This window comes from Pseudomonas sp. HLS-6 TE3448 (genome assembly GCF_053629555.1).
The window spans coordinates 2573395-2590062 of sequence record NZ_JBRJIO010000001.1 but is presented as its reverse complement, the minus strand read 5'-3'; the positions used below and the strand labels follow the sequence as shown (position 1 = coordinate 2590062).

Sequence of the window (16668 nt, the reverse complement as noted above, 5' to 3'; positions counted from 1 at the left end):
TAAACAGGTGTTAGGCTCCCCGCGCTTTGTGCACAGAGCAGGAGCCTCGGCTGGACTTGCAGGAAGGGTCTGCGGGTTTGGCGGGCCGAGCAGATGTTGACGCATCCACTCGGCTCGCTCCTTTCATTTCATTGCGCGATGCCGCGCACGTAGGCCTGACAGGCCTTCAGAGCGATCAATCCTTCGTCGCCGTCACTGGTGATGCCGACAATTCGTTGAGCATGCGCTGGGTCAAGTTGGGCTCGCGTGCCTCCATGAACCACGCAGCTGGGACCGGAGGCTTCTCGCATCCCACTGCCACCACTCGGGACGGTGGCGGGGCCGGCGAGTAGGACTGACAGCCGCAAATCAGCAGTAGCCAGCCGGTCACGCAGGCGAGCCTGGTCATTCTGTTCATCGGTCAATTCCTTGTAGTGGACCTCATCACTGGCCTGCAGGCGGTCTTCCAGTTCGCGGCGCCGCCCTTGCTCTTCTTCCTGCCAATCAATCACGGCTGCAGCAGCCTGCTCACGCTCTCTCTGGAATGTTTCGGACTGCACGGCCAGTTGCTGGCCGTAGCTGGTGGCCTGCCACAGCCACACCACCCGACCACCCAGGGCGAGCCCTAGCAGCAGAGCCAAGAAGGCCAGACGAAAATTCATGCCTTTCATGGCAACACCTTCAGAGCACGCTCATACAGCACTTCACGGTCAGCCAGACCATTGATACCGCCATTGATGCGTTTGGTGATCAGCACAAAAGCTCCTTTGTCAGCCAGCGTATTCAGCCCTGCTCGATGCCAGAACCACCCTGCAGACAGACACGCATAGACAGGGTGCTCGAGAAGCTCAGGCGTGTTGAGCAAACGACTGTCGCAGAACAGTGCCTCGCTGCAGGCTTCATAGTTGTCCCGACCTGTTATCTGAATCAGCCCCCTGCCCCGGTACTTCTGACCGTCACCATCTGGCTCCGGCGTATTACCCAAACGCTGAGCCAAGGTGCCCGTATCGTACTTGGCCAGATAAGCGTCACCGCCCAACTCCCGGACGTAGCGAAGCTGGCCGGACTCATGGCCGATCTGGGCGATGAACGCCGCCGTGCGCAGTCGGGTGACGATCCCATACTTGCCCATAGCGGCATTGAGAGCAGGAACAAAAACGCCGGCTTTCTGGCCAGCGTTGGGAAGAATCTGCAGCAGTTGCTGCTCGCTAATAGCCATCGGTTGCATCCCTAAGTAAACGGTAGGAAAGAAAAAGCCCCGACAGTGCGGGGCTCTATTGGTGTTGTTCGGCGACCCAGGGCGGCGCCACGGGTCGGTACTCATTCACAGGGAACTGCTCTGACTGGGGCCAGTCGCGTAGCGCCTGCATGTACACCAGCAACTCGGCGAACTGATCCGCCGACAAGTTGGTAGTAACACCGACTTCCAACTGATCGCGGTGCCGGTCACGCAACCAAGCCAAAGCCGCCAGTTCGCCATCTCGCCACGCACGCTCAGATGCCTGCAACTGCTCAGGGGTAGGAGGCACCGAGGAAGCCAAGACAGGCCGCCCATCGGTGGACAGGGCTAACGCATGGCCCGCCAGTTCCCGGTACTCTGCCTCACTCAGTTCAATATATGGGCGGCCCACCGCGTCGCCAGTCAGGCCGCCCGGATAAAGCCCCATCGTTTCGTGACAAAATAGATACTGCATGCTTAGTTCCCCACCGAAATATAAAACGCCTCTTGAGCGCCAGTGGGGGTGCTCCCCGCCGTCGCTGCGTCAAGGGTAATGGCCATGGTGCTTAGACTGGTTGGATAGGTATTGACCGGAAATGAGTCGTTGATAGTGCTGCTCTTTTTGTAGTTACCAACGGCCCCAAAATGATTGTTTGGGTAGCTATATGGCAGGCTTACGGTTGTGCTTCCGCCAGTGGAGTTAGTTGTAATGATTGCCGTACCCCATTGGATGATGAGCCCACCAAGCCAACTTGGGAGCGCTAAATAGCCATTGGCAGCCAGCAAGTACGAAACACCCCAACGCAGCTTTTTCGGCGTCACAATAGTCGTGTCGTCGGCGCCCGCATTGACCTGTTCCTGCGTGGCGATTTTGTCCGTGGTCATTAAACCCGACCAGAACAGCGTATCGGTACCACTGTTGTACTGCCCTACCCAGAAGCGCCGATTCAACGAGTTTCCAGCATTTTCAAACACAAAGTAGTAAGTAGCATCAGTCCTCGGCGTGACGGCAATCACACCCAACACATTACCTTGGCTTCCTGCCGGTGAATTTGGCGTCGCTGCAACGTATGTAGCGCCGTAGGCTTGGTATAAACCACCCGGGTTCACTGCTTTGAAGTCGGGCAAAAGAGGCGCCGTTTTCGCAGCCAGCCCCACGGTACCTATTTTTAGTGCGTCGATAATGCCGTACCCATCCAGGGTGGTGGCCTTATCCGCTTTACCCGCAAGCAGATTGAGCATTGTGGTCAAAAAGTTAGGGTCATTGCCCAAAGCGGCTGCCAGCTCATTGATGGTATTCAATGCGTCTGGAGAAGAACCCACCAGGGCCGCAATTGCCGCCTGCATAGCCGCATTACTTTCAGCCTTGGTAAAGGCGTCGGTGATGCCAAATCCGGCCAAGGTAGTGGGGTTCGTGCCCCCCGTAACCCGGCCATCGGCACCCACCGTGACACTTTTATAACTACCCGCAACCACGCCGGTCTTGCCGAAGACCTGTTCAAAGGTCAGTGCAGTGGTACCCAGCGTTGGCGGCGTAGCATTGGACAGGCGCCAGACAGAACCACCGTTGACCGTACCTGCATCCACACCGACCAGCATGCCCGGCTTCACCTCGACACTTTCGTCAGCATCGAGCGCACGCACCCATGCTCCAGCGGCCACGACGTAGATGCCATTCTGTGCACTGCTGGCCTGATTCTTCACCAGCACCCGATCACCAGCGACCAGCACGATCGCGTCGATTGTCTGGACGCCACTCAGTGCAATGGCACCCGTGGTCGCAACCCGGACAGAGTTTTTAATGCCCTGAGACACCAGCCCCTGAATGGCCTTGAGCAACTGGTTTGTCTGACCTTCGGCAGGCGCAAAGCCTGCCGCCTTGATCACGTTCAGCAGTTCCTGGGTAACCGCGTTACCCCAGGCAGATGGGATCAGGGAACCCACCTGACCAGTTGCGGGATTCTCGTCGGCAAACTGACCATCCACCAGGCCGACATTGGGTACGCTCTTTGGGTAATCCATTCAGTCCTCACCATACTTAATAAATTCAACCGCATGCGCCGGCGCACTACGGCGCAGCACACACTCCAGGGCGCCGCTTGGGTTGCCGCCGAATTGCTCGCCGAAGTAGCTCACGCCGAACCGGCGACCAAGGCGGCGCCGAGGCCCGGTTTCAAGCGTCCACATGAATTGCGCGACCCACGTACCGAAGTACGCCGCGCCGAAGCGTGAGCGCCCGAAGCGTGGGGCTCGGTGTTCAATTACCCGGGCCTCGGGGTAGCCATGACTGATGGCCAGCTCAACGAAGTACGCCGGTGACTGGCCACCGACCTCGACCAGACGACGGCGCACCGCCAACTGACGGTCCTCAAACTTGGGTGAATCCCCAAGGCAGGGATCGGGCAACCGCATGACCCGCTCCCAGTCGGGGACCAGCTCCCGAACGGTTTCGGGAAAGCTTTCCTCCAGCAGGTCGGCGGCGCGCAGATCCTCCCGGGCCAGCTCTTGGGCTGCGGCCTGCAGCAGCTGGTCCACTTCGGGGTTCAGTTCTTTGTCCCACGCAGGACCGGGCGGCAGCAGCGCCCGTAACTGCGCGTAGTAGTCGGAGGCGGTCCTTATCGCCACAGCACACCCCCATAGGTCAGCATCTCGTTGCGCGCCGCTACCACGTCGGCAGCCGGACTGATCAACTGATGATCACGCTCACCAAGCGCGCCGCTGAGGGCCTCGCCGATGTGCGTCCAAAGCAGACCGGCGCCAAGGTCCGACTCGCGGTTGTGCAGATCGACCAGGGCAGCCTCCACTGCCCGGCGTACTGCGCCGCCGTCGGGGATAATCTTCAGTTCGTACTGAACCGGCTTTTCCAGCGGCGGCAGTACGTAAAGCTCAGCGGTGACCGGGCGCTGTTTCTCGATGTACACCCGCACCTCTTCGCAGGCGGCTGCGCTGGGAATGGGATCTAGATCGCCGTCGCGGACGAAGAACAAACCAACCGTGCCCGGCCCCATCCAGTGCCGCACAAGCCAGGCACGGGTGACGCCCGGGACTTCCAACGCCCAGGTCACATAGTCATCTTGGTTGCCGCCGTGAGGGATCACCTGATACGAGCGAATCACCCGGGCGCGCAGCGCCTCAATGCTCTCTTGTTCGGTACCGCCCTGCAGGCCAGGCGCATCAACGGTCACCGTGTCATTGATTCCCAGCACCGGGGAGATCAAGCGCAGAACCGTACCGGCTGGGGTATTACCCAACTGGCCGGCCTCCAAGGCTTCCAGCTTGACGGTGCCGCTCTGACCGACCAAGACAACGCTGGCCGTCACCCGAAAGCGCACACCGTCATCACGCTGCAGCAGCACGCCTGCATCGAGCAGCGCCGAGGCAGCACCGGTAAAGGTCGCGGCACCACTGGAAACCACCGCCTCCAAGCGGTCACGCTTGAGCCGCACCCGGGCCATTCGCCGCAAGGTGTCTTCATCTGCTGTGTCCGGCAGGATCTGCGCGGCGATGTATTCCTGATGCCCGTAGCGCCCGAAGGAAGCCGCCGCCTGCACCCGAGCCAGCACCTCGGCGTCGGATCGCAGCAGGGCCGAGCCGCCCAGGTCAGACTGCGCCCGGCTGATCAGCGCGGGCAAACTTGGGGTTTCAAACGGCATTGATCACCACCCATAAATTCTCAAATGGAACGTCGATGGTTCGGCCATCGCGCAAGGTCAACACCACCCGCATTGCCAGCCGGTCAACACCGCGTGTCGTCGTTACGCCGACCGCCGTAACGCGCCCGTCTTCCAGCATCCAGGCCAAGGCCTCGCGGGCGAAGGCTTGAGCATCCCGCTCGGTGTCCGCCGTCAGCGTCCGCCGGCGCAACAGCCACAGACGTGAGCCAATGCAGTCGTTGGCCTGCGTGGGGAAACTGTCGCCCCACCAGCCAAAGCGCTGGGCGTCATCGAGTGGGTCATCAGGGCTTGCACGGCGCCAGGTAAAAAGACTGATCTCTGTTGCCCGACGCCAAGCCCGGTCGGTGTCGTCGCTTTCAATCAGCGGCATATCACCCTCCTGCCACTGGCTTTTTGTCCGAGCCTTCATGAACGTGCTGCATCTGGCTCACACCACCAGCCACCTGATCGCCCGCTGACTCGATACGGCCCGTGGTGCGAATCACCGGGGTGTCAAACTCGACGGCGGTGTCGGCCTTGACCTTGAGCGTCAGCGTCTCGACCTCGATCACCCGCCCGCGCTTGAAGTGCAGGCGGTCGCCCTCGTCGGTGTACAACGCCACCTCGCCACTTTTCAGCCCCTGCAGGCGAAACTGTCGATCCGCGACACACACCACCACGCCGTGCGAACGGTCGCCCCCCACAAAGAGCGCGATCCCCTCGGCGCCCGGGTGCGCGTTTGAGGTGAAACCATACGGCTCGAAGTGCTCCATGCCGCTTTTCACTTCACCGGCCAACAGGGTCATCTGCAGGCTTTGCAACTTGCTCGTGGCCTTGACTAGCGTGACCACGCCCCGGGCCAAAATCTGTTTTAGTCCGCTCATTGCTCGGGCTTCCAATCTGCTGGGATCAAGTATTCAAAGTTGTCCGCCTTGCCGCCTTTCTTGAGCTTGCGGCTGTTGTGCGGGTCTTTCGGCTCAGGGTCGAAGCTGTCTGGCGGGGCCACCGTGATGTTGGCCACGGTGCCGCTCTCATCCAGGCTGTACTGGATTTCACTGATGAGCATGTCGCGGTCGATACCGACCCAAGGGTCGACCACTCGCACAATCATGTTGTGCAGCCACAGCGCCCCATTCGACTGCCGCCAACCCTGTACCTTGTACTGCAGGGTCAGCGCCTTACCCATGCGGCTGCCGCGTTCCCAGTTCGCCCGCGCCTCGGCAAGGCCGGGCGTCATCTGGCCGCTTTCGTGAATCATCAACACCCGCTTACGTGCCGCACGCGGGTCCGTGACTTCAGCCTGCACCTCGGAGGCCTTGGCGCCGTGTTCGTCATCCGTGCCCGAACGCTGGCCAACAACCTTGTAGTCGGAGAACACCCCGGAAAAGTCGAGCGACGCCGAGCCGGTCAGGATGTTCTGGCCCAGTTCCAGCCGGTCAACCGCCCGCCCCGCGCTGCCCGGATTGATGATCACCAGGCGTCCCCGGGAGTCATCGGTGGATAGCAGCCGCGACAGTGTTAGCAGCCGGTCTATCGACTCAAACACAGTCTCCCCGGGCTCGATGCTGTGCTCAGCCAATTTGGTAGTCTCGGCCACCTGGCTCAGCACCTTGACCCTGTAGGGCTCGGCCAGGCTCTGAACGATCTTCTGCACACTCTGGCCACGCCACTGCCCGGGCTGATTGATCGCCGAGCAGTCGACCAGATCAGCCGTCAGCGAACGCCCGCTGATTGCCCGGCTCACCGTCTTGCTGTCGTAGTTCACCGGGGTAGCAAAGACCCAGCCCGTCAGCACCAGGTCATCACCTATCAACACCTCGCAGAAGTCGCCCTGCCTTACCGGAATTTCCTCAGCCTGATCCGGCCAGCGCCACGTCACATCCAGCGAAAAATCTCGGGTCTGTCGCTCGATGCCGGCACTGATGCTGGCTTTCTTCCAGCCGCGATAATCCAGGCCGTTCACGCGCAGCGTGACAGCGTTTAACGGGTCCATGGGTTACTCCTGGGCGATGTGCAGCACCCCGACAGGCAGGAACCCCGGGTGCGGCACTTTGTTACGCGTAACGATTTCAGCGGCGCGGGATGCGTCGCCAAAGCACTGATAGGCCAGCACTAACGCGGGCAGGCTTTCCTTCGGCTCAATCTCAACCAATCGAACGCCCGAGCGGGCCACCTCGGAGAGGTGCCCTTTAACGTGTTTGCGCACCGCCTCGATCAGCTCAAAGTGTTCATGCGATGCCGACAGCCCGGCCTCCCACAGCGCCGCGCTAAGCCCATCACGCAGGCTAATCACGTCATCTGCTGCCGGTACTTCTGGCCGCTCCAGGGGTGACGCCACCTGCTGCGCCAAGGCTGGAACACCGGGCAGCTCGGCAGGCGCCGACACCACCGGCATCAGTGCCGCTGCCCGCACCGCCTTGACGATCAAGGCATCACGCATCAACTCCCGTGCCGCCTTGACGGCAGCGGCTGTCGCCAGCCCGCCCGGCGGATTGGTCATCAGGTCATCGAACTGCTGTTCGGCCATCAACTGCCGGGCCAGTTCAAGCTGTGACGTGATGCCACGACCTGAGTCCACGAACCCCGAAAAGACCTCTTCAGTGCTCGCCAGGCGCGCCACGGTATTGGCAAACTCAGGGTCAGCCGCCACCGTGGCCGAGCTGCTGGACGACGGCGACCAGCTGTAACCCGACGACCGAGTGCTGCCGCCCACGCTGGAAAACTGCGCCCGGATCATGGCCGAGAAATTACCCGGGGCATTGATCAGCATGTCAGCCAGCGCCTCAGCCGAACTGACAAGGCCAAGCACCTGGCTAAACTCCCGCTGAATCGCCATCTGAATCCCGGCGATACTGTTCTGCAGCGCCGTTACCGCCATACGGGCCCGGTTGACCACCGCCATCGCGGCTTTGTAGCGGGCCAACGCGGACTCCAGAAAGCTCTCGCTGGATGCCTCTACCTGCCGCGATGCCTTGGGCACCCCGACCGGGTAGCCCTTTTCCCCACCTTCGATAAACACCAGCTCAAACCGCACGATGCCACCCTCACGGCGCTCATGCGAAACTTGGCAGCCATCCCCGGCGGTGACCAGCAAGCGCCCGAACCACGGGTGTACCAGCTCGCCCGCCCCGGGCTTATCCAGGGCATTGAGCAGATCGTCCCGCCGGTCCAGGCAATCGTCACCGCCGATAAAGGCCGTCAGTTTGATTTCGCGGGTCTTGCTGCCCATATCCTCCACCAGCGGCTTGTCCCGCTGGGGGTATTCGTGGACCTGCACCCGCCGCCCGACTGGCGTAGCGTCACTGTCGACCAGAAACGCCACGCCGCGAAACGAAGCCGGGTGCAGTTGATCGCGCCACGTCGTCATCCTGCCTCCCTACCCAATGAGCGATAACCGACTGACGGGCTTACCGACAGTCCCGGTTGATTGGTCTTCGCAGGATCAACACGCATGCCCGGCGGTGCATTTTCAAAGCGCACCACCATGGACCCCTCCAGTTCGGTGCGCGCCGCGGCTGTCGCAGCAGCAGCCTGAACCAACGAGCCACGGCTTTGCGGCAGGCTTCCTGCAGGCAAGGCCGAGCCACCCGCACTTAGGCTTGGTCGCCCAGTACCGGATACCTGAGCAACCTGAGTACCCGGTACCGCGCTAACCAATGCCAAAGGCGCCATGCCGGGCAACGGCTGATTGGCGGGGTTGCGCATCAGGCTGGCCACCTTCGTGGCCTCTGGCATCAACTCAGGGGCTTGCGCAATCGGCTTGACCAGTTGCCCCGGCGCCATGCCGGTCTGCGCGTTGCGCGCTTCCTGCTCGGCAGTCCACTGCTTGACCTTATCCGTCGCGGCACCAATCACCCCGGCGCCGTCCGTCTCGATGCCAAGGAACTTCATCATCGGTTCAACGATGGGCCACAACTCGTCCCATAGTCCCCTGAAGAAACCGCTGATGGGCTCCCAGTGCTTGATGATCAAACCCAGCGGCGACCAGTCGAACAACGTCCCAAGGAACTCCGCGAACGGTACCGACAGCGCCTTGACCAGATCCCACAGCGCGCTAAAGAACTCCGTCAGCGGCCCCCAGTTGGCAATGGCCAGGCCGAGCGGGCTCCAGTTGAAGGCCTCTTTCATCCACGACCAGACCGTCATAGCCGGGTCTTTGATCCTCTCCCATACCCAAGCGAAGTAAGGCGCGACGCTCGACCAGTTCGCAATCAGCACACCCGCCGCAATCGCCACACCACGCACGACCAGGCCGATGACGCTCATTTTTGCCACACCATCCATCAGCATGAGCGCGGAAGTAGCCCCCGCCGTGGCCAAGCGCAACACGGTGAAGCCGACCGCCGCCCCGATGATGCCCTTGATCAGCCACGGGTGCGCACCGGCCAACTGGGTCACGCTGGTGATGATCGGCCCGACCGTCGCCATGAAGTCGTTAAACGGCGGCAGCAGTACAGAACCGACCGTAATGCCCAGCCGGGTCACGCGGTTGCGCAGTAACTGCATGGCGTTCTGCGTGGTCGCCGACCGCGATTCGTACTCAGCCTGCATAGAACCGGCGTATAGCGTTGAATCACCAACCGACTTGAAGTTCTTCTGCAGGGTGTCCAGATTGGTCAGCAACGGCGCAATAGCCCCCACCGACTCCTTGCCAAACAGGTTGGTTAACACCGCCGCCTGCTTGCTTTTCTCGACCTTGGACAGGGTCTTGAGCACCTTGTTGATAGTGCCCTCAGAGTCGGTTTGCATACCCTTGGCGATTTCGTTGGCGTCCAGGCGCAGCGCCTTGTAGGCCTCTTGCTGCGACTTGGTGGCCGCCGTGCCAGCGGTCAGGGTCAGCATGAAGTTTTTGATGCCTGTAGCCGCCACGTCCTGGGCGATACCCACCCCGGCCAGTGCCGAGCCCATCGCCGCAATCTGCCCGGCGTTGACCCCGGCCACCTCACCCAGCGGGCCAATGGCCGTCAGGATCGCCGAGATTTGCCCGGTACTGGCCGCACCGGTGTTACCCAGGTAGTTGATCTTGTCGGCCAGCGCGACCACTTCCTGCTGGTTCATGTGGAAGGCCGTTCGCCACTTGGCCATCATCTGACCGGATTCGGCGGCGCTCTGATCGAAGGCCACACCCATTTTGACGGCCGCTTCGGCAAAGCTGTTGAGTTCTTCCCGGGCAATACCCGACTGACCACCCGCCGCGACGATCTGCGCGATACCTTCGGCAGCCATCGGCAACCGCTCGGACATGCTCAGCACGTCCTCACCCATCTCCTTGAACTGGGCCGGCGTCTCAAAGTTGACCACCTTCTTGACGTCGGCCATCGCGCTTTCAAAGCCGATGGCAGCCTGAACCCCCATGACAAAAGGGGTCGCAATAGCGCCCCCTTGAATCGCATCCATGAAGGTGATTTTGCCGAGGCCTGAGCTATTCAACTGCTTGCGCAGAACGGCTGCGTTCTTGCGCACCCCACTCAACACCGGCGACAACTTGTCGACGCCAGTGATGAGCGCCTTTAGCTGGAACTTATCCGCCATTGCCGCCCCCTAACATCGCCTGGATTCGCCACGCGTTTTCTTCACTCTCAAACAGCTGGTCTAACGGCCAGTTCATGACCTCGTTCGGGTTCACTTTCCAGAACCAGGCGAGGTCATAGACCAACTCAGTCAGTTGCTTGAGGCTTCGGAATCGGGGGCTTTCGTCGCCGGTGACAGGAAAAAACCAATGACCATCCACACCAATGTGTTCAGGTCGAACAGGTCCAACTGGCTAACAGAGCTGGGCGGGATACCGGCACAAACCGCGATGTACTTCGACGCGGATTCGATATCCGCCACCGGCTGCATACTGTCGCTGAGGGAGTAAGGAAGCGTCTTGATTTTGCATGCTTCTTGCGGGGTTGGGCGACGCAGATTCAGTTCGGTCAGTTGCTCACCGTGAGCATTAATCGGCGCGGCCAACGGGTGGTTAATAGTGCTCATTACTGCCAGTCTCCAGAAATACCATCGAACTTGATCGCAACCTTTGCGTCATCGGCAGACACTTTCATTTCGTCCACCACATACGCACCGGACAGCACGTAACAACTGCCGTCCTTGAACTCAGCGGTGACCGTCATGTTGGTGCCGTTTTCCAGCTTCGCCCGAGGAAAATCAGGGGTTTTGACCGCATCGACCGCCACATAGGGCGTCAGGTCTTCTTCCTTGAACACCCCCGTGGTAATCGTCTCGCGCTTGAACTTGGACAACGGCACCTCAACACCGCCGGTAATCGTCAACTGCTCGCCGTCGACCTTGACGTAACAGGTGCCCGCGACTTTCTGACCCATAAAGGGATCTCCCATAAAAAAGCCCGCATAAGGCGGGCCAGGGTGGATGTGGAAGGGTTACGCCGCGTCTTCGTACTGCAGGCGGAACTGATAGAGCAGCGCAAACACGCGCAACTGATTGACCAGATCCGGCGGGAACAACACGTTCAGGCGGTTCGGGTTGCTCGCGTCGCGCTCGACAATCAGCTGCGCCTTGAACAGCTCGGTGTTCTCAACGATCCCGGCGCGCTCCAGCTCGCGGTACGCCGCGATCAGCTCACCACGGATCACCAGCGGCGTGACGATTGCCTGACCAGCGCCGAAGTTGGTGCCATCGTTGGCCAGCTTGCAGCGCCCGTACTTGCTGGTAATCCGGCTGCGCAGGTAGCGGATAACGTGCGCCGACTGGTGCAGTGTTTCGCTGTCCAGATAGGAGTCATCCGGCTGGCCGAAGGCGTTACGCTGGTAGGTCGTAACGGCGCGCTGAATGCGGTACTCGCCGCCACTGCTCGATGCCGTAGCGATGCCGCTTTTCAGCAGGGAATCCGCCTCGGACAACATGAAACGGTCGCTCGCAGCAGCGGGAGCAATAGCCCCCAACACACCGGTCTGCGTGGGCCGAGCCGGGTCTGCGCTGATGAACACCGCCGTGCGTGCTCCCCACTGCGCCGCGACCTCCCAGACGGGTTGGGGCACGCCGGGCTCAAAGCCGTGAATCGTCATGTGCGGGTCATTGCGCAAGCGTCCCGCCGCCACCAGTTGGCCGAGCGTACCGCGCTTGGCGCTGTACACATGGCCATAGAGCTGCTTGGCCCACGACCAGCGACCGGCGCTGTCATCCATGACGTCTTTCCAGTCATCGAGCGTAGCGCTGTCGGTCCAGGGCTGGGTGATGAACTCAAACTCTTCATCGCCCAGTGCTGCCAGCGCCATGGCCATGTCAGGCGAACCAGCACCGCCAGTCATGGCAGTAACTGCCAGCACCAGGCCTGCCGGTGTCACCTCGCCATTGACGCGCCCGAGGCGATTCAGCTCGACCTGAATGTCGTTGCCGAGGTCACCCTTGAACTTTGCCGTCAGCGTCACGACAGCGCCTGCAGCCTGAGCAGTAACAGGCAGGTCAGTGGCGGCGTTGATGCTGGCCGCCAAGCTGGTGGCCACTGCCTCAGCCGACGCCGAGGCAACCACGGTAGAGCGCACACGCTGGCCAGCCACGTACAGGTTGATCAAGCCCGCCGCTGTCACGTTGCCCGTTACGGTAACGCTGCAGGTCGCTGCCACGCCGGTGTCGACCTTCAACGGCAGGCACCAGACCTCACCAGAAATGTCGATAGCGCGGTGCTTTTGGTGCATTGCGGCCAGCATCGAGCCGGCGCCGCCGATGGCAATGGCTTCAGCGGTGCGCGACACCAGCACCAGACCACCGATTTCGGCGGCATCAGCGTTGTCGTTGACCTGGCCAATGATCAGGCGGCGAAGTCCTGCACCGGCGCCACTGTTCGCCATCGAGTTATCAACCTCGGCGTAGAACAGCGGGACACGAATATCAGACGGAATACTGCTGAAACCGACGCTCATACCTTGGCCTCTTTCTTGGGCTTGGCTTCTACCACGTCACCTGCATTCAGGCGGCGCACCCAGTACGCATTACGGGGCACATAGGCGCCCTCTTCGGGCAGCAGTTCGCCGCCCTTCTCCGGCATCGGGTTGTCACGCCCCGCTACCGGCTTCAGGTAAATCTGAGTCATTGAGATAAGTCCTCTCGGGTTTTGATTTCGATACGCCCGTCAGGCCCCTCGGGGGCGACATTGCGGTCGACCACGGGGTCGATAAAGTCGAACGACGTGTCGACCCCTTCCAGCGCAGGAAGGCCCAGCAGCGTGCATGCCTGCCACGTTTCCGGGCTGGTACCAGACCCAATGGTGAAGTTGCCCAGCTGGAAGTCAGCGAAGAACCGGAACCGGTAAACCACCCGATCACGGTCGATAAGCAGCAAAGACCCGCCGTCATACAGCAGTTGCCCGTAATCCTTATCAGGCTCAAACCCAACCAGAGCACGCCAGAGACTGGCCCGAACCAAATGCAACTGGTCGGCAACCTGCTGCCCGCGCTCGTCGTAGTTCTTCAGTACGACGCACACATCAATGGCGTCCCTGACCTGCTGAACAATGACGTTCTGCTGCTCCGGCTCATCGGCCCCGTCACCGGTGGGGATCACATACGCTGCAGGCAGCTTCATCAGCGCACTGCCCTTTACCGGGTCCCAATCCAGGCCGCCCGCCACCCGGTTTTCAAAAGACGGGCAGCGCTGTTTCAGTTGCTCGATCACTGGGGTGATTCGCATGCTTTCCTCTCGGGCACAAAAAAGCCCCATTACGGGGCTTGGGCGGCGCATGGGGCGTCAGTTCAACAGCGCATCGGCAAAGGTCTGTCGCAGGATGCGCTGGACGTCCGCCTTGGTATCCGCCAAGGCATCGGTCATGTAGTTGTCTCGCGGCGTGATACGCCACCCGCTTCCCTGCCGGGCAGCCACCAACGCCTGCCGCTGGCCACTGGCACGGCGATTACTCTTGCCACGCCCCTTCCCCGGGGCTAACGCCCGAGGCCTGGACCCAAGCCGCACCCCATAGTGCAGATACGCGGGATAGAATTCTTCCATGCTTTCGGTCTTGGTCGGTGCAATACGCACCAGAAAGCCAGAGCGCGACACCTTGTAGCTGATCGAATCGACCGTCGCGCCGGTTCGACTTTCTGGGTAGCCCTCCTGCCCACCGCCAAGCGCCAGGTTCATCTGCGCACGGCCAGTGACCAAGGCACCAACCTTGCGCATGCCTGCCCGAACCTTGCGCTTGTTGAAGGCTTCAAAATCGAACTTTTCAAAGCCTTCGATATGCAGGTAGCCGTCAACGGAAACCGAATTGCTCATCGCTTCCACCTTCGTTGGCCGGCGGACCATCTGGCCCCAGTTCCTCAACTTCGATCACCGACCACACCATGCGCCCCGCCAGATCGGTTGGCCGGCGGACGCGGAACACCCGATCATGCCAAACGAGCTCATGCGCCGAGTCCAAACCCGGAATGTGACGGCAGTAAAGGCGGTGAGTGATCTTGTTGCCGGTTTGCTGAGCATTGGCATAGGTCGCCGTTCCCAGCGGCTCAACCTTTACCCAGCGGTTGCAAACGTGGGTGAACTCAGGCGCCAGGCCGGCGCCTGCTGGCTTGTCGACACGAACTCGAACAGCCATGCGAGCGCGAAGCTCGCCCGAGGAAGGCTCTCTGATCGCCATGGCTAGAACCTCGGCGGCACGGTGATATCTGCCAACAGGTGGTCGACGAAGCTCGCCGGGACTTCGGCCAGGGATTGCCCGACGACCAAAAGCCCTCGGTGGGTGAAGACCGTTTCCGCCGCCATCAGCAACCAGCTCAGTACACCGGGGTAGGCCTCCAAGTCCACACCAGCCCGGTAACGGATGCGCAGCCGGCCATCGGGTCGGCCTCCCGGAAAGTGCAGGTAGCTCTCCCTTCCTCCCTGGATAAGCTCCACCTCGCCAGTGAACGGACTTACCTGCCCGGCGTCCCCCAGCACTACCACGGACTCGACGGCAACCACCTGGCCAACATCCAGCGAATGCCCCGACGGATAGGCCGCCGGCCAGTCCTCCTCGTAGATCGCTTCACGGATTGCCGCCCCTGTCTTCGATTCGCCTTGGCTCGTCACCCCAGGGATGATGATCTGGTTGATCAGCTCGGGCTGAAGGTCTTCCGGTTCAGCCCGACACTGATACGCGACCTGCTCCAACGTCAGCACGGGCGCCCCCGTGTAGGCGATGCGGCGCGCCATGATCAGGGCTTGTCTTCATCGTCTTCCGGACCAGTTGTGTCCGGACCTTCGTTCGGTGGCGGCTCCGTCGATGGGCCGGACTGGGCTGGCCCTTTCGCACCCGGTGCCGGCTTGCCCTTACCGCTACCGGACTTGCCAGCTTTCTTGCCTTCGTACAACTCAGCACGGCCGCCATCGATCAGCGACTGCGCTACATCTTCCTCGAAACCCGCTACCTCGCCCTTGCCATAACCACGCCAGGCACCGGTGAACGTAACAATTGCCTTTGCCATAAACACTCCATCCAGTTGAGCGGCCCCGGCTCATCCGGGGCCAGGGATTACATGCCAGCGCCCCACTTCACGGCCACCGCTACCACGATGCTCTCGACATGGCGCGGGCCGAAGTCGTGCTTAGCGATCACACGCAGCAAGGTCTGATCACGCTGGAAGGCGCTGACCAGTTCGCCTTGGGCGTCCTTGTAGGAAGCCTCGTTGCTGAAGCTGAGGGTCAGGTCCATGTCTTCACCGATCATGCAGTCAGCGAAGTTGACGAAGTAGATCTCGGTTTCGTTGCCGTCAGCACCCAGGTTCACTGGGATCTGGTTGCTCAGGCCGACTGGGTAGCCCTTGAGCATGCCAGCATCGATCTCCGGGTAGGCCTTGTTGCCGTTGCCGTCTCGCAACGACTGCAACCAACGCAACACACGCGGCGCCATCAACCAGCCGCACGACTTCATCATCACGTTCGCCGTTTCCAGGCGCAGCATCATCCCGCCCAGGAACAGATCGATCTTCTCCAGGGTCAGGCCATCCACCACGGGCGCAGGCAGGATGTTGAATGGCAGCGCCCAATGGCGCATACCCTTGGGCAACGAACCGGAGCCGTCAGCACGGATGAAGTGCAGATCCTCCGACAGCCCCATGCTGACGGTCAGGTCGTTCAGCACCAGCCCATCGACGCGAGGGTTAACCCCGCTCATGGCCAGCAGGTCGTTGGAGATCGGCACGATGGCTGCTGCTTTCTTCGCCGACAGCTTGGTGTCAGCGAACGTCATACCGGTGATAGGGATATCAGTATCACTACCGATGTACGTCACCACAGTGTTGCCGGTGATGCGTGGCTGAGTCAGGTTGCCGTTGTTCAGCGGCAAGCTGGTCACACCCATCTTGCGGACAATGGACACAGGCCGAAGCGACTCAATGACGTCGGTCGCGAAGTTCTGCGGCACCAGAACACCACCAGCGCCTGGAGTAACGGCGCTCAGCGCCATGTGAACATCAGCAGGGAATCCGCCGTCTTTGGCCATCTGAGCAGCAGTCTGCTGATTGCCCTGCGCAGCGGCCAACAAGCGCGCCATCTGCGCCATGCCGGTACCGGGCTTGGCCTTTTCGCCGAACGGGCCGGAAATGCTGCTTTGAGGTGGGCTAGTAGCGCCTTGGGCCGACTCGTTGACTGGCACCGCGCTCGCAGCCGCCAGCCGCTCAGCCGACTCTGCACGACTGATCTTGGCGGTCAGATCGTTGATCTGCGATTCCAGGCTGGTGAACTGCTGCAACTGCTCGGCGCTCAAGCTTCCACCACCTGCCTCGATCTGGGCCAGCGCTTGCACCTGGGCAACCAGACCGGCGCGTTCGTTACGCATTTGAAGTACAAGGGACATGCTGCCTCCTGGGCATAAAAAAACCCGCATTA

At 61.2% G+C, this 16668-nt stretch carries 21 protein-coding genes; all 21 read right to left on the bottom strand.

The features are described 5' to 3' along the window. Positions 1–128: 128 nt before the first annotated feature. Positions 129–650 carry a lysis protein gene (locus tag AB7M23_RS11980; protein WP_454240914.1) on the bottom strand — a complete coding sequence of 174 codons (522 nt, stop codon included), beginning with the start codon at positions 648–650 and terminating at the stop codon, positions 129–131. After that, positions 647–1198, bottom strand: a complete 552-nt coding sequence (locus AB7M23_RS11975; RefSeq protein ID WP_454240913.1) for a glycoside hydrolase family 19 protein — start codon at positions 1196–1198, stop codon at positions 647–649. The genes AB7M23_RS11980 and AB7M23_RS11975 overlap by 4 nt, the downstream gene beginning before the upstream one ends. Before the next feature lie 55 nt (positions 1199–1253). Next, positions 1254–1673 (bottom strand): phage tail assembly chaperone, encoded by a 420-nt coding sequence (locus AB7M23_RS11970; RefSeq protein ID WP_454240912.1) that lies wholly within the window; start codon positions 1671–1673, stop codon positions 1254–1256. A 2-nt stretch (positions 1674–1675) separates the two neighbouring features. Then, the gene (locus AB7M23_RS11965) at positions 1676–3220 is read right to left on the bottom strand and encodes a gp53-like domain-containing protein (RefSeq protein ID WP_454240911.1); all 1545 of its coding nucleotides are present in this window, start codon (positions 3218–3220) and stop codon (positions 1676–1678) included. Next, positions 3221–3823, bottom strand: coding sequence for a YmfQ family protein (locus AB7M23_RS11960; protein ID WP_065759234.1), 603 nt, complete (start codon positions 3821–3823; stop codon positions 3221–3223). Continuing rightward, entirely contained in the window at positions 3814–4851 is a 1038-nt protein-coding gene (locus AB7M23_RS11955) for a baseplate J/gp47 family protein (protein ID WP_454240910.1), read from the bottom strand. Before AB7M23_RS11955 ends, AB7M23_RS11960 begins: the two co-directional genes overlap by 10 nt. Continuing rightward, positions 4841–5236 carry a phage GP46 family protein gene (locus AB7M23_RS11950; protein ID WP_454242171.1) on the bottom strand — a complete coding sequence of 132 codons (396 nt, stop codon included), beginning with the start codon at positions 5234–5236 and terminating at the stop codon, positions 4841–4843. The genes AB7M23_RS11955 and AB7M23_RS11950 overlap by 11 nt, the downstream gene beginning before the upstream one ends. A gap of 7 nt (positions 5237–5243) precedes the next feature. After that, on the bottom strand, positions 5244–5735 hold the full coding sequence (locus AB7M23_RS11945) for a phage baseplate assembly protein V (protein WP_330524038.1): 492 nt from the start codon (positions 5733–5735) through the stop codon (positions 5244–5246). Beyond that, a complete protein-coding gene (locus AB7M23_RS11940) occupies positions 5732–6844 on the bottom strand; it encodes a phage baseplate assembly protein (protein ID WP_454240909.1) in 1113 nt (370 codons plus the stop codon). Before AB7M23_RS11940 ends, AB7M23_RS11945 begins: the two co-directional genes overlap by 4 nt. A 3-nt stretch (positions 6845–6847) precedes the next feature. After that, a complete protein-coding gene (locus tag AB7M23_RS11935) occupies positions 6848–8218 on the bottom strand; it encodes a DNA circularization protein (protein ID WP_454240908.1) in 1371 nt (456 codons plus the stop codon). After that, a complete protein-coding gene (locus AB7M23_RS11930) occupies positions 8215–10383 on the bottom strand; it encodes a phage tail tape measure protein (protein ID WP_454240907.1) in 2169 nt (722 codons plus the stop codon). The genes AB7M23_RS11935 and AB7M23_RS11930 overlap by 4 nt, the downstream gene beginning before the upstream one ends. A gap of 129 nt (positions 10384–10512) precedes the next feature. Beyond that, positions 10513–10827: a phage tail assembly protein gene (locus AB7M23_RS11925; protein ID WP_454240906.1), complete on the bottom strand. Its 315-nt coding sequence runs from the start codon at positions 10825–10827 to the stop codon at positions 10513–10515. Next, positions 10827–11174, bottom strand: a complete 348-nt coding sequence (locus AB7M23_RS11920; RefSeq protein ID WP_454240905.1) for a phage tail tube protein — start codon at positions 11172–11174, stop codon at positions 10827–10829. Before AB7M23_RS11920 ends, AB7M23_RS11925 begins: the two co-directional genes overlap by 1 nt. Before the next feature lie 57 nt (positions 11175–11231). Further along, positions 11232–12731, bottom strand: a complete 1500-nt coding sequence (locus AB7M23_RS11915) for a phage tail sheath subtilisin-like domain-containing protein (protein ID WP_454240904.1) — start codon at positions 12729–12731, stop codon at positions 11232–11234. Then, complete coding sequence (locus AB7M23_RS11910; RefSeq protein ID WP_083199776.1) at positions 12728–12901, bottom strand: DUF2635 domain-containing protein; 174 nt, start codon at positions 12899–12901, stop codon at positions 12728–12730. Before AB7M23_RS11910 ends, AB7M23_RS11915 begins: the two co-directional genes overlap by 4 nt. Continuing rightward, the gene (locus tag AB7M23_RS11905) at positions 12898–13497 is read right to left on the bottom strand and encodes a phage tail terminator protein (protein WP_454240903.1); all 600 of its coding nucleotides are present in this window, start codon (positions 13495–13497) and stop codon (positions 12898–12900) included. Before AB7M23_RS11905 ends, AB7M23_RS11910 begins: the two co-directional genes overlap by 4 nt. 57 nt (positions 13498–13554) lie before the next feature. Beyond that, a complete protein-coding gene (locus AB7M23_RS11900; protein WP_454240902.1) occupies positions 13555–14079 on the bottom strand; it encodes a hypothetical protein in 525 nt (174 codons plus the stop codon). Beyond that, positions 14057–14440, bottom strand: coding sequence for a head-tail adaptor protein (locus tag AB7M23_RS11895; protein WP_099774412.1), 384 nt, complete (start codon positions 14438–14440; stop codon positions 14057–14059). Before AB7M23_RS11895 ends, AB7M23_RS11900 begins: the two co-directional genes overlap by 23 nt. Before the next feature lie 2 nt (positions 14441–14442). Beyond that, the gene (locus AB7M23_RS11890) at positions 14443–14994 is read right to left on the bottom strand and encodes a hypothetical protein (protein ID WP_454240901.1); all 552 of its coding nucleotides are present in this window, start codon (positions 14992–14994) and stop codon (positions 14443–14445) included. Positions 14995–14996: 2 nt separating this feature from the next. After that, complete coding sequence (locus tag AB7M23_RS11885; protein ID WP_454240900.1) at positions 14997–15266, bottom strand: hypothetical protein; 270 nt, start codon at positions 15264–15266, stop codon at positions 14997–14999. A gap of 47 nt (positions 15267–15313) precedes the next feature. After that, positions 15314–16636, bottom strand: a complete 1323-nt coding sequence (locus tag AB7M23_RS11880) for a phage major capsid protein (RefSeq protein WP_454240899.1) — start codon at positions 16634–16636, stop codon at positions 15314–15316. Positions 16637–16668: the final 32 nt, after the last annotated feature.